Origin of the sequence: Pseudoalteromonas sp. DL2-H2.2, from assembly GCF_021532535.1 — a bacterium.
Taxonomy (GTDB): domain Bacteria; phylum Pseudomonadota; class Gammaproteobacteria; order Enterobacterales; family Alteromonadaceae; genus Pseudoalteromonas; species Pseudoalteromonas rubra_A.
Genome location: NZ_JAKGBD010000017.1, coordinates 1 through 25754, shown reverse-complemented (window position 1 = coordinate 25754; position 25754 = coordinate 1). Strand labels below are relative to the sequence as shown.

Here is a 25754-nt window from a genome sequence, read left to right as displayed (position 1 = left end):
GTGCAGAGGGGAAGTGCGTGGCCCGGGCAAGTCATTGGTATGCATAAACAGTCCCAGTGACAGCCCAGGAGAGGCGAGTGTTTGTCTTGGCTAAAGCATGTTGCCATCAAACTTGGTTGTAGAGCGCCTTTAAAAGACGCTTTTTATATTCGCGAGGCGAGACCTGGGTATAGCGACGGAAAATTTTTTCAAAGTGACTGAGATCGCCAAATCCCACATCCATACATAAGTCAGTGATCCTCAGGTTAGGGTTTTCCTCTAGCATACGGCAGGCATATCGTATTCTCAGCTCAGCGAGAATTTGTTTAAAACTTCTGTTGAGCGTGCGTTTAAACAGGTAGGACAAATGAGAAGCGCTGACATAGGCGTTGGCGGCTAGTGTACTTAGTGAAAGGTCTTGCTGCCAGTGGAGACTAATGTACTCAAGGGCTTTTTGTAAGCTGGGATGAAACTTAGAAAATATACCTAGCTCCTGGTCCATTAAGGCCTGAATGTAGTTTGTTGTTATCTGTTCAGCGCGAAGGGGATTTTCGGTCACTATATTTGGACACAATGCCTGGATATGGCAGGTGTCAATTTCGGGCTTCGGGGCGCAAGTAAGCAGCCTGAGTACGACTTTTTCTAGCTCCTGCGTGTTGTCTGGCCAATCGTAATTGTGCAGCATAGCGCGAGCGGCTTCACTGAAACGTTGTTCCCGATACAATCGGTGACGCTTGGTAAATAAGTCCACCAGCGGCAATATATCATCGCGACGTTCGCGCAGTGGTGGCAGCGCCATTGAAAAGAAGTTGAGCTTTTGCCACAGGGAGGCGATAAACTGGCCCTGCGTCACACGTTGCTTGATATCCTCAGTGCTGGCAGTGATCAGTCGCACCTGGCTTAAGTTAATTGTCGAGCGAATCGTGTTGTGATGACTGCGCGTGGTCAGCATGTCACATAACTGGCCCTGCTGAACCTGGCTCAGGCTTTCCAGGTTATTAAGAAAGACACAGCCATGCGTCAGCTGGCCAGCAATATAATGAAGTTTTTCAGAGAATTGTTGATCATCCAGTCCGGCACAATCGACCTCATAGAAAGGATAGGGGCTCGATGGACCACTAAAGTGTAACTTACAGGCCACATCCAGTACTTCGCAGCCTGGCTCTGCACGAATAAACACCGGGCAATGGCTTTCGGCAATGCGCTCAATGGTTTTTTCCAATGCCATAATGGACTCACTATACCCCATCAAGGTAATTGCATGGCCAAGATGGTGATGTGACAGGGACTGGACAGAGTTGCGTCTGACCAAAACGGCAAGCTGGCTGGTGATTTGTGACAGCTGGGTTTGGTTGGGCGGTGTATCCTGGCTTTTAAGTAGGTTCAGAGCGCCAATTTTTTTCCTTTGATAGACAATAGGAAAGCTGTGCTCAACCGTTTTAGCGAAGCGATTATCCTGATTAAAATAAATATGCGTCCTGGCCGGATTATTGAAGTCGCTGACTTCCAGTTGAACCTGTTTCAGTAATTGTGGTGACAGGCGGCTGTTCAGATAGCGGGTAAGTGATCTGGTAAGTGGTGCATGTTGTTCGAATGGCGATACATGGCGTGTAACAGGGTGGTTTAACTCGTTCATCGTTGACTCCAAAGCAATAGCAACTTTGTCTGTCCAAACTCCTTTTTAAGCAATAAGTCTGCCTATTCAGTGACTTATTACCCGGCTGTATGGCAGCAAACAAGGTTTGTTAGTGGGTTGATGACTACAAGTTAAGGAATTTAACGGGGATTCAATCGGGGTAAACTACGAAGTATTAGTTACGGATTATTACATTGGGGTTAATTATTATTAAATTTGGTGGTGTTTATGTGTTGAATTTAATATTTTTACACTTATGTATTTACCTTGATAGCTTGGCATGTCACGGTGGGTTTGTTAGGGTATAGCGAAAATAAAACCTAAAAAAGGAACAATTAGAATGGCTGGCATTATTGACCTGGCAGCGTTGCTAAAAACCATGGAACCTGTACTACATGAGACCGAGTATGTTTTTTGTTCTGTATCGGGGGCACTGGAAGAGTACATACCACTTAACCCCATCGCCACATTTCAGGAGCACGAAGGCCTGACACTGATAGTCACTAAAGCAGCTGCACAGCAGTATGGCCTCGAGTATGAAGGACCGTTTAAGCAGATAACCCTCAGTGTGCATTCCAGCCTGGATGCCGTCGGTCTGACCGCTGCCGTAGCGCAGTGCCTGACAGAGCAAGGGATCAGCGCCAATGTGGTGGCCGCTTTTTATCATGATCATATTTTTGTTCAGACCAGCGATGCACAGGCGGCCCACAGCGCGCTGACTCAACTGGCTGAATCCAGTTAATTTGCTGCAACGCGATTAATTTAAGCTCGTTTGGCCCTAAAAGCGGCTATATCTATAGTAATCCCGCTCTTGTGCGCCGTTAAGCGGCCTTTCATCGTATTTTACGACGCCGCTTATATTTCCCCCTCTCAGGCTCGCCGCTTCTTTTTCACTCAGACTTACTGTGCGCTCAGCACATCGCGCCTGAGTATGCATTTTTCCGGTGCTATGACTATTTGGTGCCAAGTCAGCAGGGTAGCTGTGGTTGAGCAAGGGTCCGGTGCTGTTGGCAATTTGCGTCAGCAAGTAAGTGCGTCCGGTTTGTTGTGCAGCCTGACCAAACTGATATTTTAACCCCAGCAGTAGCGCGTCAAAATCATGGGGTGAAATGGTTGTCAGACTCTGAAACTGCGCGCTGCCACTGACGGCTTGCGTATCTAGTTGCGCATAGTAAGAGGCGGCATCTAAATTCAGCCCATCCAGCTTATAGTGTTGCAAAAAATCGACCACGCTCTGACAGAATAGCTGACAGCCATTGATGTCCTGGCTGAGGTAGCGCCAGCCGTTATCATCAGGTGACAGACTGAGCAATAACCGGGTGTCGGGGTAGTTAGCGCGAGTTGCATCCAGATGCGCCGCAAACGCAGCGGCCCCGCCAGCTGCGACAAGTCGGGCGCCATCCAGACCCGCCGGTCTGACTTGTGCGCCACTGATGTAGATCGCTTGCGCGCAACTTTTACGTTGTGCTTCGGTCTCTGTCGGACATGTCTTATGTTTAAAAGTCATAGTAATAACTTAATCATTCACCTATCTGGGACAATACTATGGCGAATCGTGCTCTGCGGGACCATTACACCAGTATTACACTCTATTACACGCGCTGGTGATGTGCTTTGCGTTGTGGTAAAAGTAATAATAATTCGCGGATTTTATTGGTGTTTTTTAAAAACACCGGGTAAGCTCGTGGTGCGCAACGACCTTTAAGGAATGACTTAAGATGAAAAACAAAGACATGAGTGTTGAACTAAACACTAAGAACTTTTTATTTGAACTTAACCCCAAAAGTAATGAAGAAGAATGGGAGCTGAAGTACTTCGATGCCGACTGTGGAAAGTACAAAAAAGTGGCGAGCAATGAGCCGCTTGACATTCCGTTTGTGCTGGACAAACTTGAAGGGATCTCTGACAAAGCGTATCGAGCGCTGATCTCCAGACAACAGGCTGTTATTATCGTTGAGATGAAAGATAAGAAACATGCGGACTGGCGCTTTTGGCAAAATGGTATTTCGCTGACCAGTGAGCAGGATGCACAAGATTACACGCTTGATGCACAAGTTCAAAACCAGGGTAAAACACTGGTGCTGACTATCAATAATGTCCTGAGCAATGCGGCCTTGTGTGACGGAGAGTTTGACAGGATAGATTTTAGGTTCGTCGCTGTGAAATTGAACGAATCAGCAGGCCAGCTAAACGAGATATTCTACTCTCAGGATCCGCGCGTCGGCGTGCGAAGAAACAAACCCGCATAAAAAATGAATGAGTGACCTATGTATTAGGGCGCGTTTTGCAAACCCGGCTTTCTTGTGCCAGTAGTGCCAGAAAGCCTGGGTTGTTACATAACGTTTTAAACCAGGGCAGATCGAACCAAATTGTGCCATACCCCACCGCCAGTGCTGCCTTGGCATGAACGATTGCAGATGTTTGTTCATTGGCCAGCGCATATACCAAAGCGGCTGTGAAAGCGTATTCACTGTTATCTGGCGAGCGCTTGATAGCTTGGTTTAATGTGGCAATGGCTTGCTCAAACTGGCCTAGCTGGGCATAGGCTTGTGCTTTGTCGAGTAACTCGTATATCGAGCTATCTGTACTCAACTGGATAACGCGTTGGTAATGTCTGGTCGCTTTGACCGTATTGCCATTGAGCTTCTCTATGTCTGCAAGGTTGAGTAAAAAGAGCGTGTTATTCTCGGCATCAGGCAGGGATCTGGCGACTTCTAAAGCCGCACCATACTGTTGATCAAGCATCAGAGTCAACGCCAGCATATTCAAGTCCATGGGTTGGGGATTGCTCTGGACAACAACTCGGTATCGCGCTATCGCTTTATCCAATTGCCCCTGAACCATAAAAATGTCCGCAAGCAGCTGATTGGCAAGATAGTCATTGGGTGTGAGCTGTATAATGCTATTCAATAATGAGGTGGCACGCTCAAGCTGACTGTTTAGGTACAGATCATTGGCAAGGTTAAACATTACGTCTGTGTTGTTGCGCAGGGAGAGCGCTTTTTCAAGGTGTGCAATGGACTGATCGAGTGCGCCAAGCTTTTTCGATTTTCGGGCTAAAATGATTTGTGCATCATATTCACTCAAAGACCTGGTGATGGCCTGCTCGTAGTGTACATCAAACGCCTGCATGTTATTTTTTTCGAGTGACAAGAGCATCATTTCTCTGTGAAAGAGCACACTTTGTTTAAAGCTCATTGGCGCGCCATCGAGCTTTGTGCTTAACTGAGCCAAAATTGCATCGTCTTTATTTTGATGATAAATGTTCAGCCCCACATCAACCAATAGCCCGTAGGCGGCAGAGAGTGACGGGGCTTTGTTAAGGAGGTCTTCTAGCTTATTGAGATTGTCTCTGGTGTAAGCGCCATTGGTATTGACGTCTTCATAAATAGCGAGATAATCCAGATATTCCTTTTGATTTATCTCCCATCGTTGCACTTTTTTCGGTGTGACTTCCCCAAACAGTTTGGCGGTATGTTGTTGTGCAGTATAAAAGTTATTCAGGTGGGTGCTGGCGGGCATAGGCCAGGAAATTTGCTGCTGAACTGTCCATTTATCGCCAGAAAGCCGGCTAAAAGTGACTTCACAACTGAGCGCACTGCAATCCAGTTCACTGGCTATGATATCGGTAGCGCCTGTGATGGCCGCCACATCTTTGGGCGCTGTAAAACTCTGATGGTTATATATTACGAGCTCGAGTCCTTCATTTTGCAGGATATATTGTCTGATGGCCTGATTGATTGTTGCGCTCACAACGCCTGATGTTTTGTGTATCGCCAGACTGCTATTTTGTGGTTTTAGCACGGCCACATAACGCGTTTGTTCGGCAGGTTGCGAGGTGGTAAGTACCAGTAAAAAAGCGACAAAAGTAAAGCAGATAACACCAAATAAAACCAACCGAGTGAGGTTAAGTCTTTTGTACCAAGCCGAGTTTGTGGTGTTTTCTTCTTGCTCTTGCTCTTGCTCTTGCTCCTGCTCCTGCTCTTGAGCAGCGGGCAGTGGCATGGTCTCCTGTTCCATAATCGCATTTTGTGTCAAGGCAATCAGGATTTGTTCCAGGCGTCTGGCAACTTGTCTTGCATCTGCCGGGCGGCCTTGTGCCTGCGCTGATAATAATTGATTCAGTAATACACAAAGTGGCTCAGGCAGGGCAGGTAGTATTGCTTTGGCATCGTCATACTCACCATTTAATATACGCTCACGCAATTGAACCTTGCCAAAAGGATGACGCCCGCTTATCAGTTCATAGGCCAGAATACCGAACGCAAACAAGTCTGATTGCGGGGTGAGCGTTTCACCACGCAATTGTTCGGGCGAGGTGGCCCTTATGCTACCGCGACTCTGATGCAGCGTCTGGGTGTGCGCCTCATCTTTCGTCTGGTTAATTCGCGCAATGCCAAAGTCAGTGATTTTTACCTGAAGATTGGCATCAAGCAGGATATTGGCAGGTTTGAGATCGCAGTGAATAACGCCACACTGGTGAGCAGCTGCCACCCCATTGGCCACCTGGATCAGCAGTGTGAGCTTTTGCTCGAGGCTGAGTAGTTGAGTTTTCTGGTGATAAAACAGCGTACTGCCATCAACGTACTCCATGATCAGGTAGACCTGTGAGGGTGTCGTGATTATATCGTAAAGCTGCACGATATGCGTGTGGTTTAACCTAGCCAGGATCTGAGCTTCGCCAAGGGCGACAGAGATATTGTCCTTTGCGTTTTGCACCTTTAAGCGTTTAATTGCGACCAGACGATTCAGCCGGGTGTCTTGTGCCAGTAGCACTTCGCCCATGCCTCCTTCTCCTAACACTTTCTTAACATTGTAGTGTGCTGGTAAGTCTGCCTGCTGAGTGATGGAAGTGCAATTCACAGGCTGTGTTGAGGGTGAAGGTTGATGCGATTTATCCATGTTACTTTTTGTCTATTACCTTACGGGTGCTATCGCCTTAAGCGCGTTTGCAGAGACGGATAAATGGCCTTAAAAAAGAACCACATGTACCGAATTGTCATAGTAACGTTTAAGTAAATTAAATACCAGCTTATCAGATTAACAGGTCCATCTGATTGTTTTGAATATGACAATATTGTGGTGTAATGTGGTGAAATCGGTGTTTTTCAAAAACGGTGTTACGATTAATGAGGAACAGATCTCAAGGCCGGCCCAGTGGTGATACTGGCAGCCTGCCAGAGCCGTTATCGAGGAGCGACTATGGCCACGCTAAAACATAAACAGCAATCTAAGTATTTATATTTAAAGTCTTTTCATCGTTTTGGGCGACTTAAGCACTCTGTGGACAGCTGCTTTGATGAGTTGGCTATTTCCCGGATCCATGCCGTGATTGAGTGGCAGCAAGGTTACTGGTACTTACGCGATCTGAGCCGTAATGGGACCTGGCTAAACGATGCAAGAGTGCCCTACAATCAGGACGTTGCTTTAAACATAAATGATGAAATTCGCTTTTCTGAGTCAAGTTGTCATAGCTTCAGTGTCACTGACCTCGCACCACCCGAGGATTTATTGGTGCCTTACAGTCATGATGAACTCGTTGATGGTAAAACACCGGTGATCCAGCTTGAAAACTATCATTTATTACCCAGCGAGTCAGATCCTGAGCTAATCGTCTACTTCAATAATGCAGAGCAAACCTGGTGCTATGAAGAAGTTGGCTCGGAGCATCCGGTGAGTATTACCGATGGCGAACAACTGCGCTTTGCTCAGCAGGTATGGAGTTTGATCCAAACTCGTGCCAGCCAGCAAGAGTGCACCGCAGAAGTGACCGAAACCGATCCGTGCGATCTTGAGTATGTATTTACGCTGAGTCAGGATGAGGAATATGCTGAATTACAGGTAACACAGGCGCAGGAAAAAGTGGATTTTGAAACCCGGACACACCATTATCTGACTGCCTTACTGGCCAGATATAAAGTGAAAGACATGCAACATCAGGTAGATGATGCCTCACAAGGTTGGGTGTCGGTCAAGCAGTTATCACGTGACCTGGGGCTGACAGAAAGCCACATTAATATCCAGATCCACCGCGCGCGCAAACAGTTTGTTGATCGGATGAAAGACAAGTCAATGGCTGAATCTCTTATTGAACGTAAACGCGGCAGGGTGCGCTTTGGTGGCAGGCATTTTAGTATTGTTAAAGGCCAACAGCTTGAAGCGTCTACTTTGTACCAACAAAGTGATGAACTGCTGGTGAGTTAATGGCAGCAAGCTGGAACACATAGTTACACGATATTTGGAAGCCCGATAAACGCTCGGGCTTACGTTTAGGTAATGCCTGAAAGGGACAGGTCTAATGTCCCAGATCCCACCCGAAGTGCGCTTTTAGGTTTTGGCCTTTTATTACCTTTCCTTGCTCATCTAGTCAGACATGGTAACGCCATTGCTGCAGCGCATCTATGCCTGCCTGATTTAACATGCCCTTGGGCGCCGAGTCTAAGACAACAATGTTGAGCAGTTAATAGCGCTTCTTTTTGCATTCACCCTGAATGGTTTGCTGGCCCCCAAACTCTGCAATAAGATTGAAAACCGCTTACTTAAAAAGTTTTGCCTGTTGCCGGGTTGAACCGGTCGCAGCTTACAACAACATAAATAACGAGCAGGACGATTATGCAGAGAATTTTTGGATTATTTTTAAGCTTGTGCACGATAAGCACGCCCGCTATGGCCGAGGAATATACGCAGGGCCGTCAAATATCGGCATTGCCGGATGTGTTGTCATTCAGGGAGCGCGTGCAGCCCATCAATGACATGGTGACAGACCGCTTGGATAACTTACTTCCCGAGCTGATGCGTGAGGCGGACCTGGATATGTGGCTGGTCATCAACCGTGAATATGGCGAAGACAAGCTGTTTTATACCCTGGTGCCGCAGCCCACGTTTGCAGCGCGCCGTACCACTTTACTGGTGTTTTCAAAACAAGCGGATGGCAGCATCGAGCGCTTTAGCGTGAGCCGTTATCCCATTGGCGAGTTGTATCCGACAGTATGGAAAGGGGGCACGAAAGCACAACAGTGGCAGCGTCTGGCTGAGGTGATTGCTGAGCGTGACCCTAAGCGTATTGGGATTAATGTGAGTGAAGACTGGGCACTGGCCGATGGCCTCAGTGTCGGATTACATAAGCAGCTGTTGAATGTATTGCCGGGCAAATATCAGGAGCGCCTGGTGAGCGCCGAAAAACTAGTGATCCGTTGGCTGGAAACGCGCAGCCAAAAAGAGCTTAATGTTTACCCGCAGGCGGTGACACTGGCGCGCCGGGTAATTGCAGAAGCATTCTCCAATAAGGTGATCACACCCGGCGTGACTACCACCAAAGACGTTGAATGGTATTTACGCGAACGCTTTGAAGAATTACAGCTCAGACCCTGGTTCCAGCCGTACGTAAATATTCAACGTCAGGGCGACAAAACCAGTAAAGACGATGTGTTTATTGGTGAATACAACCGGACTATTTTACCCGGAGACATTATTCACACCGATGTGGGTATTTGTTATCTGAATCAGTGTACGGATACACAGGAAATGGGCTATGTGCTTAAGCTACATGAAACCGATGTACCAGCGGGCCTGAAACAGGCTATGGCCATCGGTAATCGCTGGCAGGATATCTTAACCAGCAACTTCAAATCAGGGTTAACGGGCAATGAGATCCTGGCCAATACCATTAAACAAAGTAAAGCAGCAGGGATTGTCAGCAGTACTTATACCCATCCGCTCGGTTTTGTCGGTCACGCACCTGGGCCAACCATTGGCATGTGGGACAATCAGGGGCCGACACCGGTACAGGGAGACTGGAAACTGCATCCAAACACGGTTTATGCCATTGAAGGAAACATTAAAACGCAGCTACCGGAGTGGGACAATCAGTGGATCCAAATTAAGCTGGAACAAGATGCGGTATTCGATGGTAAGCAGGTCTGGTATCTGGCAGGGCGTCAGACACAATGGCATGTGATCCGATAGAACGTGAGGTAGAAAACAAAGCCCGCATTCGCGGGTTTTGTTTTATCTGAGTGAATATGAGTATATACACATTCTAAAAAGGCAATCAGTGGTTTGTCTGGTGCGGCAATTTAACGCCAGAGTGCGGGAGCTCGTTGTGCCTATGGACAGGGGGTATTTGTAATCGACTCAATTTAAAGGGGATTTATAAGTGGCCTGGGTTTTGCTTTGGTTGCAAAACGTTCACAAGGAGACGAATGATGATTTTAAATACCTCTATCCAAAGCACAGCCTCGAAGTTTGCCTCGGTAAAAACGACTGATTTAAGCAACCAAGCCACACACGCCAGTTCCACAGCTGTTAAGCATACATGGGATTCTTTTCGGGATGATGTCGGATCCGACCCGGTATTTGCAAGAGAAATGGCAGAAGCAATCACCTTCATCCCTAACAAAATGACCGTTAACCTCAACGAGGCACCACCATTGACCGACCCCGTTGCACACAAAAAGTGGGCCGATCAGTCCGTCGAGTTTGACCGAATTGCTGAGCAAGTCACTGAGCAGCGTATTGCACTGTTCAATCGGATGAAAGGTGAGGGCGCCTCTGATGCTGATATTTATAACGAAATGATTGCGTTTAATAAAACGCTGCCAATGGACTATCAGGCAAAAGCGGGGATGTTAAGTGTAAATCGCTCGGCATAAGCGAGGTTGGCTGTGCTTTCAAAAAATGAAAACAACCCCAGCAGCAAAGCTCGCTGCTGGGGCATTCGGTACAAAATTAGAAGTTAAACGACACTTTACCGTATACAAAGCGGCCGTCTGTGCTGTATGCAGAGAACGCTGAGTAAGGGAAGATCTGGTTAAAGTTGCTGAAACCAATGTTGCTGACGGTATCCTGAGGATACTGATCAAACAGGTTATTCGCGCCAAGGGCAACACGCCATTGCGCGTTCACCTTGTAAGCCACTTCCAGATCTGCGATCCATTTGGCTGCCAGTACTTCATCCTTTTCTACTGTGCTGGAAGGATCGGTTACTTCACCGTAACGAGTAGCTTTGACCATAACCTGCCACTGCTCACGTTGCCAGTTTGCCACCAGGTTCCATTTGTTATCCGGTGTACCCGACTCAAAGCGTTCAATTTCACGACGAGCAAAGTACTGGTAGCTTTCGCCAAGCGCAGCCAGCTCGGCCGGATTAGCTTTGACATTTGTCACCTCGGTATCGTTGAGGTTCAGGGCAGCACTGAGGTTAAGGTCGCCATAGTCGGCCAAATCAAAGCGGTAGGTTGCAACAATGTCTACACCCTGAGTGCGCGAGTCAATCGCATTGGTAAAGTAACGTACACGCTGTACATTAAATTCGCCCGCCTGTTGCAGGATCTGCTCAACTGCGTCGCCGCTGAGGTTTTCAGACATCACAATGCGGTCGTCAATATCAATGCGATACGCATCCAGTGTCAGGCTGAAAGCGTCTTGAGTATAAATGAAGCCAGCTGTCAGGTTAACAGACTCTTCGGCTTCCAGTGGCTTAGCACCCAGTGCCGCAGCCGCAGGGGTATCGACCGGATACAGGCCAACTTCATTTGGTACGCCGTCTTCAAATACGGTGGCAATGGACTTATATGAAGTCTGAGCCAGCGAAGGCGCGCGGAAGCCTGTGCTTAGTGCACCACGCAGCGATAGCTGGTCGTTCACTACATAACGGGTTGCAAGCTTACCGGTCAGGGTTGAACCAAAATCGCTGTAATCTTCATAGCGGGCCGCCAATACCAGGTTCCAGTCGGTGGTCAGGTAAGTATCAAACTCAGCAAACAACGCGACATTATGGCGTGACTCATCCACCGCACTTTCTGGGGAGAATCCAGCCAGAACCTGTGCGCCACCTGCGGCAACCGGCTGGCCGTTTGCATCCAATACCGTCTGATAAGACGCCAGTTCGCCCGCCTGAATCTCATAAGTTTCGCGGCGGTATTCACTGCCCAGCGTAACAAACACGCTGTCGTACAAGCCTAAGTCCAGCTCTGTTTTGGCTTCTGCATTGACCAGCAACTGACTGTACACCAGTGCGCCGTTGTCGAATTCGGTTGGGCTGCTTGCGCCCATAGAAGTATTCAGGCTGTTCGATACGCCAAAGCCAAAGTCGTTCAGGCCATAATTAGTGCTGACATCGTACTGCCAGTCACCGGCATCCCCTTTGGCACCCACAGCAAAGCTGTAGTCGCGCACTTCGGTGTCTATTTGCGGTAAAAAGCCATCCGGGTAAACGTCAAGGATATTACGGCCATCCTGAGGACGACGGAAGAAACCGCCCGAGTTGCCGTCGCGGCTTGAGAAGCTGCCGAATGAATACAAGTCTAGGTCTGACGCCAGTGCGTAGCCTGCGTTGTAAAACAGCGCAAAGTCTTCGATGTCGGCTTTACCAAATCTGTGATTATAACGCTCTGCGGTAAACTCGCGAGGATCCAGTTTGCCGTTTTCATCACGGGCATATTGCTCTCGCTCATCGATGCCTGAGCGGTTGGTCGGTTGCTTGTTACGCAGCTCAGCAGCCACGTTGATAAAGCCCTTGTCGCCAAGCTCAAAGCCGATATTGCCGCTAACAGTCGTGGTGCCGCCATCATTGAGTTCGCGATCTGCGCCTTTGTCAAACGCCAGGTTGCCCTCAGCATCTTCATAGGTGCGCAGCAGTTGTGCAGAACCCGCCATCTGCGTGTCGTACTCGCCATAAGTGACCGACAGGTTGCCGCCTTCATCGGCATCGTTCAGCACAATGTTGATCACACCGGCAATGGCGTCTGAGCCGTATTGTGCCGCAGCGCCGTCACGCAATACTTCGATGCGTTTGATAGCAGCCGTCGGTATGGTATTCAAGTCAACCGCTGTCGAGCCACGACCAACCGTGCCATTCAGGTTCAGCAGGGCACTGGCATGGCGGCGCTTACCATTGATAAGCACTAAAGTATGATCGGGCGCCAGTCCGCGCAATACTGCCGGGCGTGCGTGATCGGTGCCGTCGGCCAGCTGCGAGTTCGGGAAATTGAAGCTTGGTACCAGCGTTGTCAAAACCTGGCTGAGTTCAAGCTGGCCTGAGCTGGTGATTTCATCCAGGCTGATAACATCGACCGGTACCGTGCTTTCAGCAACGCTGCGCAGGCTGCGTCGGGTACCTGTGATTTCAATCACTTCTGTGGTGTTACTGGCCTTAGGTGCCTGGCTTTGTTCTGCGCTAGTGTGAAACGAAGCGGCGGCGCCCAGCACCAAGCTGATGCTGGCTGCCAGAGTACTCGGTCTTAACATGGTCATTCCTGATTATATGTTGATTTCTGTACGGGCTTTTTTTGTCTGGCCCACGAAAAGGATGGCAATACTAAAGGTGGATAATTCTATCCGAAATTCGAATTCGTTATAAATTATAACAGCTCAAGTTTTTATGTTTATTTAGTAACATTGTATTAAATGCCAGTCAAAAAATTACAAAGTATCAATCAGAGTTAGTCTTACTGGCTTAGTCACCACGCCTTTGTTACTGTGGATCGAAATTTTATTGTTCAATCAATAGCTTTGCTGCTTTGGATAAATAAATTTTGTTAGTCTATTGTTTAAGAGCAAGGTATAAAGCGCTTTTTTAAGGAGCACAAAAAATGTCGACTTTAATACAGGTTGGATGGCGCGAATGGCTGTCTTTGCCTGAGCTGGGTATAGACAGGATCAAAGCTAAGGTGGATACCGGCGCCCGAACCTCTTGTTTGCATGCCTTCAAAGTAGAAGAGTTTGAAAAAGAAGGCGCATCCTGGGTGCGTTTTTGGATGCATCCGAAACAAAAAGACACCGACTATGAAGTGGTCTGTGAAGCGCCGGTGCTGGACGTGCGCACGGTAACAGACTCGGGCGGCCATCAGGAATCTCGCTATGTGATCCAATCGACATTGCACATTGGCACTGAGCGCTGGCCCATTGAGATCACGCTGACCAACCGGGATAACATGAAATTTAGAATGTTACTGGGGCGTACAGCAATGGAGGGGCGGATCTGTGTAGACCCCGCAGCCTCGTATTTGACTAAAAAAAGAATTGAAGCAAGAAATTAAAATGAAAATCGCCATTCTATCCCGGAATAAAAACCTTTACTCGACCCGTCGTTTGATAGAAGCTGCAAAGGAGCGCGGCCATGAGCCTGTGGTGCTGGATGTGCTGCGCTGCTATATGAACATCAACTCTAATGAGCCAGAAATTCACTTTAAAGGCGATAAAATAGTGGATGTTGATGCCGTGGTGCCAAGAATTGGTGCCTCGGTCACGTTTTATGGTTGTGCCGTGTTACGCCAGTTCGAAATGATGGGCATTTATCCGTTAAACGAGTCGGTGGCCATTACCCGCTCGCGTGACAAGCTGCGCTCATTGCAGCTGTTATCCCGCAAAGGGGTTGGCATGCCAATCACTGGCTTTGCTAACAAACCTGATGATGTGAAAGACTTACTGGAAATGGTTGGCGGAGCACCTGTGGTGATCAAACTGCTCGAAGGCACCCAGGGCATTGGTGTAGTCCTTGCGGAAACACGTAAAGCGGCAGAAAGTGTGATTGAGGCCTTTATGGGCCTGAAAGCCAACATCATGGTGCAGGAATACATTAAAGAAGCCGGCGGCGCGGACATTCGCTGCTTTGTGATTGGGGACAAGGTGATAGCCGCCATGAAACGCCAGGCGCAGGAAGGTGAGTTTCGCTCTAACCTACATCGCGGCGGCAGTGCCAGCCTGATCCGCATTACCCCGGAAGAGCGCAAAACCGCTGTTGCTGCGGCTAAAGCAATGGGCCTGAATGTTGCCGGGGTTGACCTGCTGCGCTCAGAGCGTGGGCCACTGGTGATGGAAGTAAACTCGTCGCCGGGCCTTGAAGGCATAGAAAAAGCAACCGGAAAGGACATTGCCGGTATGATCATTGAGTTTATGGAAAAGAATGCAGCCAGTAAGAGGACCGCAACGCGTGGCAAAGGCTAAAAAAAACCAGGTATTTACACTACTCAATACACCCATTGAGGTGGCTGAGCGCAAAACCTTGTCGCTGGAGGTGGCTAAACTCTATACCCATTCTCCGTTAACCATTCCCATTGAAGTGGTCAATGGTGCAGAGGCGGGCCCAGTGGTGATGGTTTGTGCCGCCATTCATGGTGATGAGCTTAACGGCGTAGAGATAGTGCGCCAGCTTTTAGCGAAAGTTGACCCGAAGGCGCTTCGGGGAACCCTGATTGCTGTACCGGTAGTGAATGTATTTGGTTTTATTCATAAGTCACGCTATTTGCCCGACAGACGAGATCTGAACCGCTGTTTTCCGGGTTCAGAGCGGGGCTCATTGGCAGCGCGTGTTGCCAATGTGTTCTTTAAACGGGTTGCCAGCAAATGTACTCATATCATTGATTTACACACGGGTGCTATCCATCGCTCAAATTTGCCTCAGATCCGGGCAAATCTGAAGTGCGAAGCAACCGCAGACATTGCCAAAGCCTTTGGTACACCTGTGGTGATTGACGCAACGCTGCGCAACGGCTCGTTACGCAGCGAGGCCAGCAACCTGGGGATCCCGGTGATCACCTACGAAGCGGGTGAGGCGCTGCGCTTTGACCCATTGGGTATTGCCGCCGGATTAAAGGGCGTTGAAAACGTACTCAGACGCCTGAAGGTACTCAAAGGCCGGCGTAGCAAAAAGGTGCCAGAGCCAGTGATTGCCGATTCCACCAGCTGGGTGCGTGCCCATACAGACGGTATTGTCCGCGCTATGGTGGGCCTGGGAGAGCGGGTTAATAAAGAGCAGGTGCTGGGCTATATCAGTAACCCGCTGGGTGGCAATGAAGTGGCTATCCAGGCACCACGCAGTGGCATTATTATCGGTCAGCAGTCTTTACCTTTGGTCAATGAAGGCGACGCAGTGTTTCATATTGCCTACTTTGCCCATGCCAATACCATAGTTGAGCAACAACTGGGTGAGTTCATCGACGAGCTGGATTTAGACGAGCAGCCGGTCGACACTGAGCTCAACAACTGAACCATCGCAGCTGGTCTCGGGCGCTTTCATTGCGCCCGGCCAGCTGTTTGTACTTCCTGGAGCAAGCAGGCTGTCTAGCTGGCTGTATTTTGTTCATCTTTTTTATCTCAAAAGTTAACACTTTCAACTTGAGTTTAAAGCCTTTCCCCTGAGGCTAAGTTACACCGGAATTTTCATCCTTACTGACGCTACCCTATGTGGTTAAATTGGCGTAAAAATTGAGCGAAAACAGGCTTTTTTCGTTAAAAGATTACGTGCAAGGGCAAAGTAGGGTAGAATGGGTCGGTTCTATCTACACGTATTACTGCCTGACGAGGTTTATATGAGTTTGTATAATGAGTACATGGAAGAAATCCAAACCCGTAAAACGGAACTTGGATTGAGTCCAAAACCAATCGATAGCGCTGACTTGCTATCTGAAATTATTGCCCAAATCAAAGACACAGGGCATGAGCACCGTGAAGATTCACTGAACTTCTTCATCTACAACACGCTTCCGGGCACAACCAGCGCTGCTGGTGTGAAAGCACAATTCCTAAAAGAAATTATCCTGGGCGAAGAGACTGTAGCTGAAATCACGGCTGACTTTGCATTCGAACTGCTTTCGCACATGAAAGGCGGTCCTTCTATCGCGGTACTACTTGACCTTGCACTGGGCAACGACGAAGCCATTGCTAAGCAAGCGGCCGACGTATTGAAAACCCAGGTTTTCCTGTACGATGAAGACACGTCACGTCTGGAAGACGCATTCAAAGCGGGCAATGCCGTTGCAAAAGACATCTTAGAAAGCTACGCGAACGCGGAATTCTTTACTAAGCTGCCTGATATTGACGAAAAAATTGAAGTAGTGACTTATATTGCTGGTGAAGGTGATATTTCAACTGACCTGCTTTCTCCGGGTAACCAGGCACACTCACGTGCCGACCGTGAACTACACGGTAAATGCATGATCACGCCAGAAGCACAGCAAGAGATTGTTGAGCTACAGAAAAAGCACCCAAATGCAAAAGTGATGCTGATTGCTGAAAAAGGCACTATGGGTGTAGGTTCATCTCGTATGTCTGGTGTGAACAACGTGGCACTTTGGGCTGGTACCCAGGCAAGCCCTTATGTTCCATTCATCAACATTGCACCGGTTGTAGCGGGTACTAATGGTATCGCGCCTATCTTCCTGACGACTGTTGATGTAACCGGTGGTATTGGTCTTGACCTGAAAAACTGGGTGAAGAAAACCGACGAAAACGGCAAAGTGGTTACCGATGCAAATGGCGACCCGGTACTGGAAGAAGCATACTCTGTTGCGACTGGCACACTGCTGACTATCGACACCAAAGCGAAGAAACTATACAACGGCGACAAAGAGCTGGTTGACGTATCATCTTCATTCACACCACAAAAAGTGGAGTTCATGAAGGCGGGTGGTTCTTACGCGGTAGTATTCGGTAAGAAACTACAGACGTTTGCGGCACAAACGCTGGGTGTTGAAGCACCAGAAGTATATGCACCTTCTAAAGAAGTATCGCATGAAGGCCAGGGCCTGACTGCGGTTGAGAAAATCTTTAACCGTAACGCAATCGGTGTTGCGTCTGAGACCCCGCTGCACGCAGGTTCAAACGTTCGTGTTAAAGTAAACATTGTTGGTTCTCAGGACACCACAGGTCCAATGACGTCTCAGGAGCTGGAAGCTATGGCTGCTTCTACGATTTCTCCTTTGGTAGACGGCGCATATCAGTCAGGCTGTCACACCGCGTCTGTTTGGGATGCAAAAGCACAGGCAAACATTCCTAAGCTAATGGCGTTCATGAACAAGTTCGGTCTGATCACAGCACGTGATCCGAAAGGCATTTACCACTCAATGACCGACGTAATCCACAAAGTACTGAACGACATTACTGTGGACGACCGCGCAATCATCATCGGTGGTGACTCGCACACGCGTATGTCTAAAGGTGTCGCATTCGGTGCCGACTCAGGTACTGTGGCGCTGGCACTGGCGACCGGTGAATCTGCGATGCCAATTCCAGAGTCTGTGAAGGTAACCTTCAAAGGCGCAATGGCGAAGCACATGGACTTCCGTGATGTGGTACACGCTACTCAGGCACAAATGCTGAAGCAATTCGGCGGTGAAAACGTATTCCAGGGCCGTATCATCGAAGTACACATTGGTACTCTGATGGCTGACCAGGCGTTCACTTTCACTGACTGGACTGCAGAGATGAAAGCGAAAGCGTCAATCTGTATTTCTAACGACGAAACGCTGATCAAGTCAATCGAGCTGGCGAAGAGCCGCATCCAGATCATGATCAACAAGGGCATGGAAAACGAAGCGAAAACGCTTCAGGGTCTGATTGATCTGGCGGACGAGCGTATCGCGGGTATCAAGTCTGGTGAGCAACCAGCACTGGCACCAGATGACAACGCTGAGTACTACGCAGAAGTTGTGGTTAACCTGGACGAAATCGTTGAACCAATGATTGCCGACCCGGATGTAAACAACGAAGACGTATCAAGACGTTACACGCACGACGTGATCCGTCCTGTGTCTTTCTACGACGGTAAGCCAGTTGACCTGGGCTTTGTTGGTTCTTGTATGGTTCACAAAGGCGACATGCAGATCATCGCGCAGATGCTACGTAACCTTGAGAAGCAAAACGGTTCAATCGAGTTCAAAGCACCACTGGTTGTTGCGCCACCAACATACAACATTGTTGATGAGCTAAAAGCAGAAGGCGACTGGGAAGTACTGGCTAAGTACGCAGGCTTTGAGTTTGACGATGAAAATCCGAAGACAGCGGCACGTACCAAGTACGAAAACATCCTGTACTTAGAGCGCCCTGGATGTAACCTGTGTATGGGTAACCAGGAAAAAGCAGAACCAGGTGACACTGTAATCGCAACTTCTACACGCCTGTTCCAGGGCCGTGTTGTAGCGGATTCTAACGAGAAGAAAGGTGAATCACTACTTGGCTCTACGCCACTGGTAGTACTTTCAACGATTCTGGGTCGTTTCCCGACTATGGACGAGTACCAGGGTGCTGTTGAAGGCATCGACCTGACAGCGTTCACCCCACTTGAAGAAGAACTGACAACTAAGTTCGGTTCAGAGCAAGCGGTACCTGTTAAAGTACTTTAATCTTCAAAGATTAAAAGACTGAAAAAAGCGCGTTTTTACGCGCTTTTTTGTTGGGTGGAGATTGGGTGGGTTGGTGTGTACAGACTCACAAAACGGCGAAAAAGACACTGCAATCCAATTGCTGTTTATACATACAGGTGTAAGTCTAAATAGCCATTTTACCTGTCAAATTTCTCGTTTTCTCCACGCATTTTGGTCTCGTTTAAGCCAGCTATCATTTTTAGTTTATTAGATTCAAAAGGTTAGTAGCTTTACATAACGAGACCCCCAAGTCTCGCTATGATCACGGCTCGGTTTTAACCGCGCTATTTTGGCTTGAGTAACTAGTACAATAGTGGTAGGTTATTGTTCTTGTTATGAATAAAATAATATAGCTGTGGATCTGTAAGGTTTTAGGAACTGGATCTAACCGGTATTCACGCTAATAAGCTGTTAATTGCCACGGTAACATGCGCGAAAACTTCAGCTAAGGGAGAGCAAATTATGCTTCTGAAAGCTTTACGAAATTGGAAGTTAAAAAGGATTGCGAATAAGCTAACTCCTTGGTTGAGTACTTATGGTGATAAAGAGTCGTATTCGGATGAAGAGATATTGTACGCTCTGTCCCGAGCAAAAATATCTGATAAAAATTTAGATTTGGCGAAACAAATTTTCAATGGAACCCTGTCTCAATACAGAGACTATGGCAAAACAGAATATTTAAACAGAAAAAATAGACCTCCTCGTCGAGTATCTTCAGGAACGTTTAATCACTCGTCAGCGTTTGGTGAATTAAGTGATTACAGTAACGACGATTCATCGGATAGTGGCAATTAACAAGGTCGTCAACGCGGACGAATAACAGTTGGCTTTGTTCGTGCCTCACAAATTATAGCCAACTATTATTAGCCGGTTACAACGGCGTTAATTGCCACGGTAACATGCGGGAAAGCTTCAGCTAAGGGAGAGCAGATTATGCTTCTGAAAGCTTTACGAAATTGGAAGTTAAAAAGGGTTGCGAATAAGCTAACTCCTTGGTTGAGTACTTATGGTGATAAAGAGTCGTATTCGGATGAAGAAATATTGTACGCTTTGTCCCGAGCAAAAATATCTGATAAAAATTTAGATTTGGCGAAACAAATTTTCAATGGAACTCTGTCTCAATACAGAGACTATGGAAAAACAGAATATTTAAACAGAAAAAATAGACCTCCTCGTCGAGTATCTTCAGGAACGTTTAATCACTCTTCAGCATTTGGTGAATTAAGTGATTACAGTAACGACGATTCATCGGATAGTGGCAATTAACAAGGTCGTCAACGCGGACAAATAACAGTTGGCTTTGTTCGTGCCTCACAAATTATAGCCAACTATTATTAGCCGGTTACAACGGCGTTATGCTACATATCAAATTAGGAAGCAGAATTGCCTGAATTAAAGATTGATGAAAATTTAGTACAGTGGGACGAACTTTCCGAACACGGCTGGAAAAATTTACTTTTGGGAAACGGCTTTAGTATCAATATTTGGGAAAAGTTTGGTTATGGGACACTCTTTGACCTTGCTAAAAGTGATCGTGTTGATGTTCAGCTTGAAGCTGAGGGCTTAGCACTATTTGATCACTTAAATAGTTCAAACTTTGAAGATGTATTGAGGATTTTGTATCACGCTAAGTTAGTCGATGAGCAGCTTGGTGAGCCACAGAAATAGTGATCAGAGACACCCACCCCAAACTGGCGTGCGGAGGATATCTCGTCTACCTTTGGGTAGTACTCAATGGATTGAGGCTAATGGACAATGCCAACAGCAAGGAAGAAGCAAATCAGCTTAACCTGCTTAGTGATCAGAGACACCCACCCCAAACTGGCGTGCGGAGGATATCTCGTCTACCTTTGGGTAGTACTCAATGGATTGAGGCTAATGGACAATGCCAACAGCAAGGAAGAAGCAAATCAGCTTAACCGACACCAAATATTATCACTGTATATCTCGATGCGTTCGTCGGGCGTTTTTGTGCGGTGAAGACCGCTTTACGGGCAAGTCTTATGAACATCGCCGGGACTGGGTTGAAGAAAAGCTGCTGACGCTGGCAAAGGTATTTTGCATTGAAGTGTGTGGCTATGCGGTGATGAGCAATCATACACATATTGTGCTGTATGTAGATGATAAAAAAGCACAAAGGTTATCAGATAAAGCGATAGTCATTCGCTGGCACAAGCAGTTTAAAGGCAACTGGCTGACGCACAAGTTCATCAATGGTGATGAGCTGAGCGAGTCTGAACGCAGTATGCTTGATGCAGACATCAGTGAATTCAGAATACGCCTTGCGAGTATCAGTTGGTTTATGCGGGTATTGAACGAAGACATTGCCCGCAGAGCCAATAAAGAAGATGGTTGCACCGGCCGTTTCTGGGAAGGACGGTTTAAATCTCAGGCCTTGTTAGACGAAGCGGCAGTGGTTGCGTGCATGGTGTATGTAGACCTGAACCCAATCAGAGCCAAACTGGCAGAGAGACCAGAAACGTCGGACTATACCAGCATCAAAAAGCGCATTGAGCATGCAAAACAGGGGATACAACCTTCAAGCTTAAGACGGTTTGCTGGCAACCCACGTGAGCGCATGCCAAGTGGCCTGCCGTTTGAGCTAACCGATTACATTCAACTGGTTGAATTAACGGGCAGATGTATGCGTGCAGATAAGCGGGGTTGCATTACAGACAGCCAGGGGTTGTTGACCCGATTACAAATAGACCCGGACAACTGGCTTAAGCTCACAACCCAATTTACTCGGGTATTTCATGGTGCGGTAGGGCGAGAGGAAGCGTTGACAGAATACTGTGAGCATCTGCATAAACGGCGTCGAGCAAACCTGACTCAGTGCGAGCAATTATTGAGTTAATCACGCTCATTGTTGTCAATTTACCGTAGCTAGTCAACCCACCTCAGGCAAGCTGACGGCATCGTTTTGCCTAAACTCTCCCAAATCATAGCTAACAATCGTTCAAATTGACAGCTTTCCCCAGAACAGGAATGCAGTTCCTAAGATATTTGTGTATCAAGCATACGATTCACGACGAATTCCACCCCGTCGTTTCTGATAAAGGTAATTTAGTGGTGGGTGTCGCCTTTGTTCGCCCCAGACAGCCAGGGCTTGTTGACCCGATTACAAATAGACCCGGACAACTGGCTTAAGCTCACAACCCAATTTACTCAGGTGTTTCATGGTGCAGTAGGGCGAGAGGAGGCGTTGACAGAATACTGTGAGCATCTGCATAAAAGGCGTCGAGCAAACCTGACTCAGTGCGAACGATTATTGCGTTAACCACGCCCATTGTTGTCAATTTACCGTAGCTATTCAACTAATCTCAGCTAAGGTGACGGCATCGTTTTGCCTGAACTCTCCCAAATCACGGTTAACCACAGTCCAAATTGACAGTTTTCCCAAGAACAGGAATGTAGTTCCCAAGATATTTGTGTATCAAGCGTACGATTCACGACGAATTCCAACCTGCCGTTTCTGATAAAGGTAATTTAGTGGTGGGTGTCGCCTTTGTTTTCCGCCTGTCCTGAAGAGCTCATTTCAGCATATAAATGAATTTGCTAAAGCAAGCGGTGAAAGCCAAATAAATACCATAAAATCAATATCTGAATATTATCGAAATGGCTTATAACAAAGCCATCAAAAGCGGACACAAAACAGCTGGCTTGGTTCGCTTCGCTCCGAGTATAGCCAGCTATTTTGTACCGTTTATGGCGGCGCTGGGGGATCCCCTCATAATTGAGGCCTTCCGAGCAGATGTATCAAGCGCACGTATTCACGTATAGCCCAGCGCAGTTGCTTTCCTGTCATAACATAATCGCTTCGTCGCCTAACCTCTTTGCCAAGCCTAACAGTCGACGGCACAGCACGATCTCTGATTGTATTTGTCTGGAACTTTCGTTGCCAATTTGAGTGTTGGGCATACAGACCTATCCACCAGAGAATAATCGTCGCCAGCAAAGAGAGTAGTAACAATATATCGAGCCGGTTGGGGCATCGACTTTTACTATGCCGCAGACCCATCCCGTATTGGGGGCTTTTCAGGTCTCAAATAAAAAACAAAGACACCTAGTCTTAATACACTATCATTGAACGTCCCTGAATTCTGACGAAAGCACGCAGAGTCATCAACAGCGGTAAATAGCAAGTCGATCGTTATGCATTGCGGTGTTGCCAAGCAGTCGGTCAATACGTTTAATGTTGTGCTTAGCAGAGACAGGACCCTTCATATTTCGACCCAGCTCAGTAAGAGAAAGTTGATTGCTATCGAGCAAAGTCTCAGTTGCAAGCATTCATGAATCAAGGCGCCGGGCAGGAATTTGGGGGCAGTTTTTTCGGAGCATATCGTGTAGGATGATGGTATCACGCAAGGTGTTGTTATCTGATTAGTTTTTGGCGAAATAAATTAGATCAAACAATGCCGTGCGTGTCTATCACATTGATTTAAAATATAATCATCTGGGGATTCCTCAGAGCAAGGCGTTAGCACAAGGGTGAAAATGGAAACGAAGGATAAAATTGTTTTTCCAGACACGCAGTTGAGCCATATTGAATTATACGTTCAAGACTTAACAAAGATGGAAGATTTTTATACGAGTAAATTGGGCTTTGTTGTCACTGATAGGGGGGAGGGTCAAAATGGTATGGTTTTTCTAAGCCGTAGCTTGGAAGAGCACCATCAAATTGTTTTAAGTCCAGTGGAATCGCGAAGAAATGTTGAAAGTCCAGTAGATCATATTTCTTTTAGAGTGAAAGGTATTAATGAGTTGAAGCGTTTCAATTCATCATTAAAGTCAATATCAGGAATCAGTGTACAAACCGTATCTCACGGCACTACCTGGTCCATATATTTTCGTGATCCTGAAAACAATAGATTTGAAATTTTCACAGATACACCATGGCATGTTAATCAACCTTGTAAGTTTGCTGTAAATTTAGAGTTATCTGAGGAAAAGCTGATTAAGTTCACGGAGAATGAGATCAGAAATATGCAAGGTTTTTCCCAAAAAAGTGAATGGAAAATAGTGCATAAAAATAATTTAGGTACGTTTGGTTAGTTATATTCTAACAAACGCTTTAACCAAGAAGTCCACCAGGGATCAAAGACATATATGGACGCTCCAGCAATGTCAAGCCGAGTGGGCCTGCGGGATAGCGAGTTTTCGTTATCTCGTTCGTTATTTTATCCGCTTTGCCATGCCTGATGTTTGGTCCAGTCCGCTATAAATGTGTTGCTCTGACATATATCCGGGCTTAACTGATTGTTCAGCGCCCCAAATGAGTTCCGAGCCTGCACACCCTAAAATTAATACACCCACTCGGTCTGTAACGACCGTGCCTTCGTCGGGTTTTGCGCAGGCAGGGTTGGACCTTTTTTCATCGTACTTTGGCAAACAGATAAGCGGTTGTCAGTGGTTCACTACACCCACACGGGTTCAGTGACCCTTGTCCATGCCGAGCTCACCTGACAACCTAACCCTTGATGCATTGTGCCGCCCCCGATTGTGTATATTGAGGCTGATACGGTTCATTCTTCTGTAGTAATATCCACATCAACCTGGCCAGCCGGTGGGCAGTGGCCACAATGGTTTTATTTATACCAATTCGCTCTTTCAAGGTGCTGATCCAGCGATTTAAATCGTCGTCTTTTTTATGTGCATGCGTGACCACAGTACGCGCACCGTGGATTAATTGCTTACGCAGGTATCTGTCCCCTCGCTTGGTGATGTGGCTCAGAACACTTTTATCGGCGGAAGCATATTGTTTGGGCGTGAATCCTAACCAGACATCAAATTCTTTGGCACTGTTAAATGCCTGACCTTTATCTATGCTGGCGCTAAAAGCAGAGGCGATGATAGGGCCTACACCCGGCAGAGATTGCATGATTTCAGCAGCCTGACTACGTTGGTTTGTATCTCGAAACAGAGAATCGAGTTGTCTTAGCTGGCGTTCAAAGGCTCTCAGCTCGGCGCAAGTTTCGTGTATAAGCAACAGAATAACCGGTTGCAGTTGTTGGTCGAGCAAAGTCTGAATGTGGCTGTAAAAAGCGCGATAACTTTTAGGTGTTTCAATGCCAAATTCAAGCAAAAAGCTCCGGGTCTGATTCAGGCATGCGGTACGTGCCTTAATCAACCTTTCTCTCATCCGGTGCAGTAATAAGACGGCTTGCTGTGATTCTGATTTCACAGGCACAAAGCGAATGTAAGGCCGCTGACTGGCTTCATAAATGGCCAGGCAATCATTTTTATCGTTTTTATTCCCTCTGACAAAAGGGGTGACATGTTGCGCAGGCACTAGATGTGCTTTATGACCTGCTTTAATACACATTCTTCCCCAGTAGTGGGCGCAGCCACAGGCCTCCATAACGACTTTACAAGGCGGCATATTCTGAATGGTTTCTTTCAGCTTCTGACGATTAATCCGGCGTGAAAAACAGGGCTTGCCGTGCTTATCCACAGCAAGTAACTGAAAAACGTTTTTAGCCAAGTCAATGGATAATGTGCTAACTTGATTCATGATGGATGCTCCTGTTAACCGTAAATATCACTCTCAGTTTGGCGCATTGACGCCGATTTAGGATCGTCCATCTCAATCACCCAATCAAAAACTGTTCTACATCTGAGAAAATACGCAGACACCCAGTGGCAGATTAGTTTTGGAGTGGGTGTCTGTCAATTCGTTGGCGACACAAATTTTATGTCTTGTTAGATCGGCAAGAGTTGGAGGAAGCATGTGGAGGAAGCATGGACACCCAACCTAACCCAGAAATAAGCAGACACTCAGCATTATCTGTATCTGATTTAGGTTCCATATTGGTGAGTGTGGGAGCTATGTGAAATAAAGATGCGAAAATCCAATGACATCAGGCTTAATGGATGAGCATTTTCAGTCGAAGCAGTAGTTATTTGATATTTTTGGCACGGTTAAGTGCTGCCAGAGATAGACAGTCATCACTGACCCCAGGGAAAATGCAATACTAACCTAATAAGCGCTCACAATT

The 25754-nt window shown here is 47.2% G+C and carries 19 protein-coding genes and 2 pseudogenes; 15 read left to right on the top strand and 6 right to left on the bottom strand.

From position 1 onward, the window contains the following. Nucleotides 1-106 precede the first annotated feature (106 nt). Nucleotides 107-1615, bottom strand: coding sequence for a helix-turn-helix domain-containing protein (locus L1285_RS20725; protein WP_235414137.1), 1509 nt, complete (start codon nucleotides 1613-1615; stop codon nucleotides 107-109). Between the two features lie 340 nt (nucleotides 1616-1955). On the opposite strand from L1285_RS20725, the gene L1285_RS20720 reads away from it, so the two are divergent. Beyond that, the gene (locus L1285_RS20720) at nucleotides 1956-2357 is read left to right on the top strand and encodes an ACT domain-containing protein (protein ID WP_235414136.1); all 402 of its coding nucleotides are present in this window, start codon (nucleotides 1956-1958) and stop codon (nucleotides 2355-2357) included. A gap of 36 nt (nucleotides 2358-2393) precedes the next feature. On the opposite strand, the gene L1285_RS20715 is transcribed toward L1285_RS20720, so the two are convergent. Further along, nucleotides 2394-3122, bottom strand: a complete 729-nt coding sequence (locus tag L1285_RS20715) for a glycosyl hydrolase family 18 protein (RefSeq protein ID WP_235414135.1) — start codon at nucleotides 3120-3122, stop codon at nucleotides 2394-2396. Nucleotides 3123-3333: 211 nt separating this feature from the next. On the opposite strand from L1285_RS20715, the gene L1285_RS20710 reads away from it, so the two are divergent. After that, entirely contained in the window at nucleotides 3334-3864 is a 531-nt protein-coding gene (locus tag L1285_RS20710; RefSeq protein ID WP_235414134.1) for a hypothetical protein, read from the top strand. A gap of 16 nt (nucleotides 3865-3880) precedes the next feature. Here L1285_RS20710 and L1285_RS20705 read toward each other — a convergent pair whose 3' ends face one another. Next, nucleotides 3881-6517, bottom strand: a complete 2637-nt coding sequence (locus tag L1285_RS20705; protein WP_235414133.1) for a serine/threonine-protein kinase — start codon at nucleotides 6515-6517, stop codon at nucleotides 3881-3883. A 300-nt stretch (nucleotides 6518-6817) separates the two neighbouring features. Here L1285_RS20705 and L1285_RS20700 point away from each other — a divergent pair, with 300 nt between their 5' ends. The 3 genes from L1285_RS20700 to L1285_RS20690 all read left to right on the top strand — a co-directional run bounded on the left by L1285_RS20700 (nucleotide 6818) and on the right by L1285_RS20690 (nucleotide 10266). Continuing rightward, on the top strand, nucleotides 6818-7819 hold the full coding sequence (locus L1285_RS20700) for an FHA domain-containing protein (RefSeq protein ID WP_235414131.1): 1002 nt from the start codon (nucleotides 6818-6820) through the stop codon (nucleotides 7817-7819). A 408-nt stretch (nucleotides 7820-8227) separates the two neighbouring features. Further along, nucleotides 8228-9580 (top strand): M24 family metallopeptidase, encoded by a 1353-nt coding sequence (locus L1285_RS20695; RefSeq protein ID WP_235414129.1) that lies wholly within the window; start codon nucleotides 8228-8230, stop codon nucleotides 9578-9580. 236 nt (nucleotides 9581-9816) lie between these two features. After that, entirely contained in the window at nucleotides 9817-10266 is a 450-nt protein-coding gene (locus tag L1285_RS20690) for a hypothetical protein (protein ID WP_235414127.1), read from the top strand. A gap of 76 nt (nucleotides 10267-10342) precedes the next feature. Here the strand turns inward: L1285_RS20690 and L1285_RS20685 are convergent, their stop codons facing one another. After that, complete coding sequence (locus L1285_RS20685) at nucleotides 10343-12862, bottom strand: TonB-dependent receptor plug domain-containing protein (RefSeq protein WP_442960527.1); 2520 nt, start codon at nucleotides 12860-12862, stop codon at nucleotides 10343-10345. A gap of 344 nt (nucleotides 12863-13206) precedes the next feature. On the opposite strand from L1285_RS20685, the gene L1285_RS20680 reads away from it, so the two are divergent. The 9 genes and pseudogenes from L1285_RS20680 to L1285_RS20640 form a co-directional block, all read left to right on the top strand. Next, a complete protein-coding gene (locus L1285_RS20680) occupies nucleotides 13207-13653 on the top strand; it encodes an ATP-dependent zinc protease family protein (RefSeq protein ID WP_125780073.1) in 447 nt (148 codons plus the stop codon). 1 nt (nucleotide 13654) lies between these two features. After that, entirely contained in the window at nucleotides 13655-14560 is a 906-nt protein-coding gene (rimK, locus tag L1285_RS20675; RefSeq protein WP_235414124.1) for a 30S ribosomal protein S6--L-glutamate ligase, read from the top strand. Next, the gene (locus tag L1285_RS20670) at nucleotides 14547-15602 is read left to right on the top strand and encodes a succinylglutamate desuccinylase/aspartoacylase family protein (RefSeq protein ID WP_235414122.1); all 1056 of its coding nucleotides are present in this window, start codon (nucleotides 14547-14549) and stop codon (nucleotides 15600-15602) included. Before rimK ends, L1285_RS20670 begins: the two co-directional genes overlap by 14 nt. A gap of 322 nt (nucleotides 15603-15924) precedes the next feature. Then, entirely contained in the window at nucleotides 15925-18735 is a 2811-nt protein-coding gene (locus L1285_RS20665; protein ID WP_235414120.1) for a bifunctional aconitate hydratase 2/2-methylisocitrate dehydratase, read from the top strand. Between the two features lie 483 nt (nucleotides 18736-19218). After that, entirely contained in the window at nucleotides 19219-19551 is a 333-nt protein-coding gene (locus L1285_RS20660; protein ID WP_235414119.1) for a hypothetical protein, read from the top strand. Between the two features lie 138 nt (nucleotides 19552-19689). Next, on the top strand, nucleotides 19690-20022 hold the full coding sequence (locus L1285_RS20655; protein ID WP_235414118.1) for a hypothetical protein: 333 nt from the start codon (nucleotides 19690-19692) through the stop codon (nucleotides 20020-20022). A gap of 117 nt (nucleotides 20023-20139) precedes the next feature. Next, complete coding sequence (locus L1285_RS20650) at nucleotides 20140-20424, top strand: DUF4917 family protein (protein WP_235414117.1); 285 nt, start codon at nucleotides 20140-20142, stop codon at nucleotides 20422-20424. A 217-nt stretch (nucleotides 20425-20641) separates the two neighbouring features. Continuing rightward, on the top strand, nucleotides 20642-21613 hold the full coding sequence (locus L1285_RS20645; protein WP_235414116.1) for a transposase: 972 nt from the start codon (nucleotides 20642-20644) through the stop codon (nucleotides 21611-21613). Between the two features lie 240 nt (nucleotides 21614-21853). Then, nucleotides 21854-22036, top strand: a pseudogene (locus tag L1285_RS20640) (transposase); the annotation flags it as partial. Between the two features lie 450 nt (nucleotides 22037-22486). On the opposite strand, the pseudogene L1285_RS20635 reads toward L1285_RS20640, so the two are convergent. Next, nucleotides 22487-23124, bottom strand: a pseudogene (locus L1285_RS20635) (hypothetical protein). A 129-nt stretch (nucleotides 23125-23253) separates the two neighbouring features. On the opposite strand from L1285_RS20635, the gene L1285_RS20630 reads away from it, so the two are divergent. Beyond that, the gene (locus tag L1285_RS20630; RefSeq protein WP_235414115.1) at nucleotides 23254-23811 is read left to right on the top strand and encodes a VOC family protein; all 558 of its coding nucleotides are present in this window, start codon (nucleotides 23254-23256) and stop codon (nucleotides 23809-23811) included. A gap of 415 nt (nucleotides 23812-24226) precedes the next feature. Here L1285_RS20630 and L1285_RS20625 read toward each other — a convergent pair whose 3' ends face one another. Further along, complete coding sequence (locus L1285_RS20625; protein ID WP_235414114.1) at nucleotides 24227-25270, bottom strand: IS110 family transposase; 1044 nt, start codon at nucleotides 25268-25270, stop codon at nucleotides 24227-24229. Nucleotides 25271-25754 lie beyond the last annotated feature (484 nt).

Coding starts and splice junctions, on each gene's coding strand:
- L1285_RS20630 (WP_235414115.1), top strand. CDS start 23,254: ATGGAAACGAAGGATAAAATTGTTTTTCCAGACACGCAGTTGAGCCAT.
- L1285_RS20685 (WP_442960527.1), bottom strand. CDS start 12,862: ATGTTAAGACCGAGTACTCTGGCAGCCAGCATCAGCTTGGTGCTGGGC.
- L1285_RS20680 (WP_125780073.1), top strand. CDS start 13,207: ATGTCGACTTTAATACAGGTTGGATGGCGCGAATGGCTGTCTTTGCCT.
- L1285_RS20725 (WP_235414137.1), bottom strand. CDS start 1,615: ATGAACGAGTTAAACCACCCTGTTACACGCCATGTATCGCCATTCGAA.
- L1285_RS20625 (WP_235414114.1), bottom strand. CDS start 25,270: ATGAATCAAGTTAGCACATTATCCATTGACTTGGCTAAAAACGTTTTT.
- L1285_RS20660 (WP_235414119.1), top strand. CDS start 19,219: ATGCTTCTGAAAGCTTTACGAAATTGGAAGTTAAAAAGGATTGCGAAT.
- L1285_RS20715 (WP_235414135.1), bottom strand. CDS start 3,122: ATGACTTTTAAACATAAGACATGTCCGACAGAGACCGAAGCACAACGT.
- L1285_RS20655 (WP_235414118.1), top strand. CDS start 19,690: ATGCTTCTGAAAGCTTTACGAAATTGGAAGTTAAAAAGGGTTGCGAAT.
- rimK (WP_235414124.1), top strand. CDS start 13,655: ATGAAAATCGCCATTCTATCCCGGAATAAAAACCTTTACTCGACCCGT.
- L1285_RS20705 (WP_235414133.1), bottom strand. CDS start 6,517: ATGGATAAATCGCATCAACCTTCACCCTCAACACAGCCTGTGAATTGC.
- L1285_RS20645 (WP_235414116.1), top strand. CDS start 20,642: ATGCCAACAGCAAGGAAGAAGCAAATCAGCTTAACCGACACCAAATAT.
- L1285_RS20665 (WP_235414120.1), top strand. CDS start 15,925: ATGAGTTTGTATAATGAGTACATGGAAGAAATCCAAACCCGTAAAACG.
- L1285_RS20695 (WP_235414129.1), top strand. CDS start 8,228: ATGCAGAGAATTTTTGGATTATTTTTAAGCTTGTGCACGATAAGCACG.
- L1285_RS20700 (WP_235414131.1), top strand. CDS start 6,818: ATGGCCACGCTAAAACATAAACAGCAATCTAAGTATTTATATTTAAAG.
- L1285_RS20720 (WP_235414136.1), top strand. CDS start 1,956: ATGGCTGGCATTATTGACCTGGCAGCGTTGCTAAAAACCATGGAACCT.
- L1285_RS20690 (WP_235414127.1), top strand. CDS start 9,817: ATGATGATTTTAAATACCTCTATCCAAAGCACAGCCTCGAAGTTTGCC.
- L1285_RS20710 (WP_235414134.1), top strand. CDS start 3,334: ATGAAAAACAAAGACATGAGTGTTGAACTAAACACTAAGAACTTTTTA.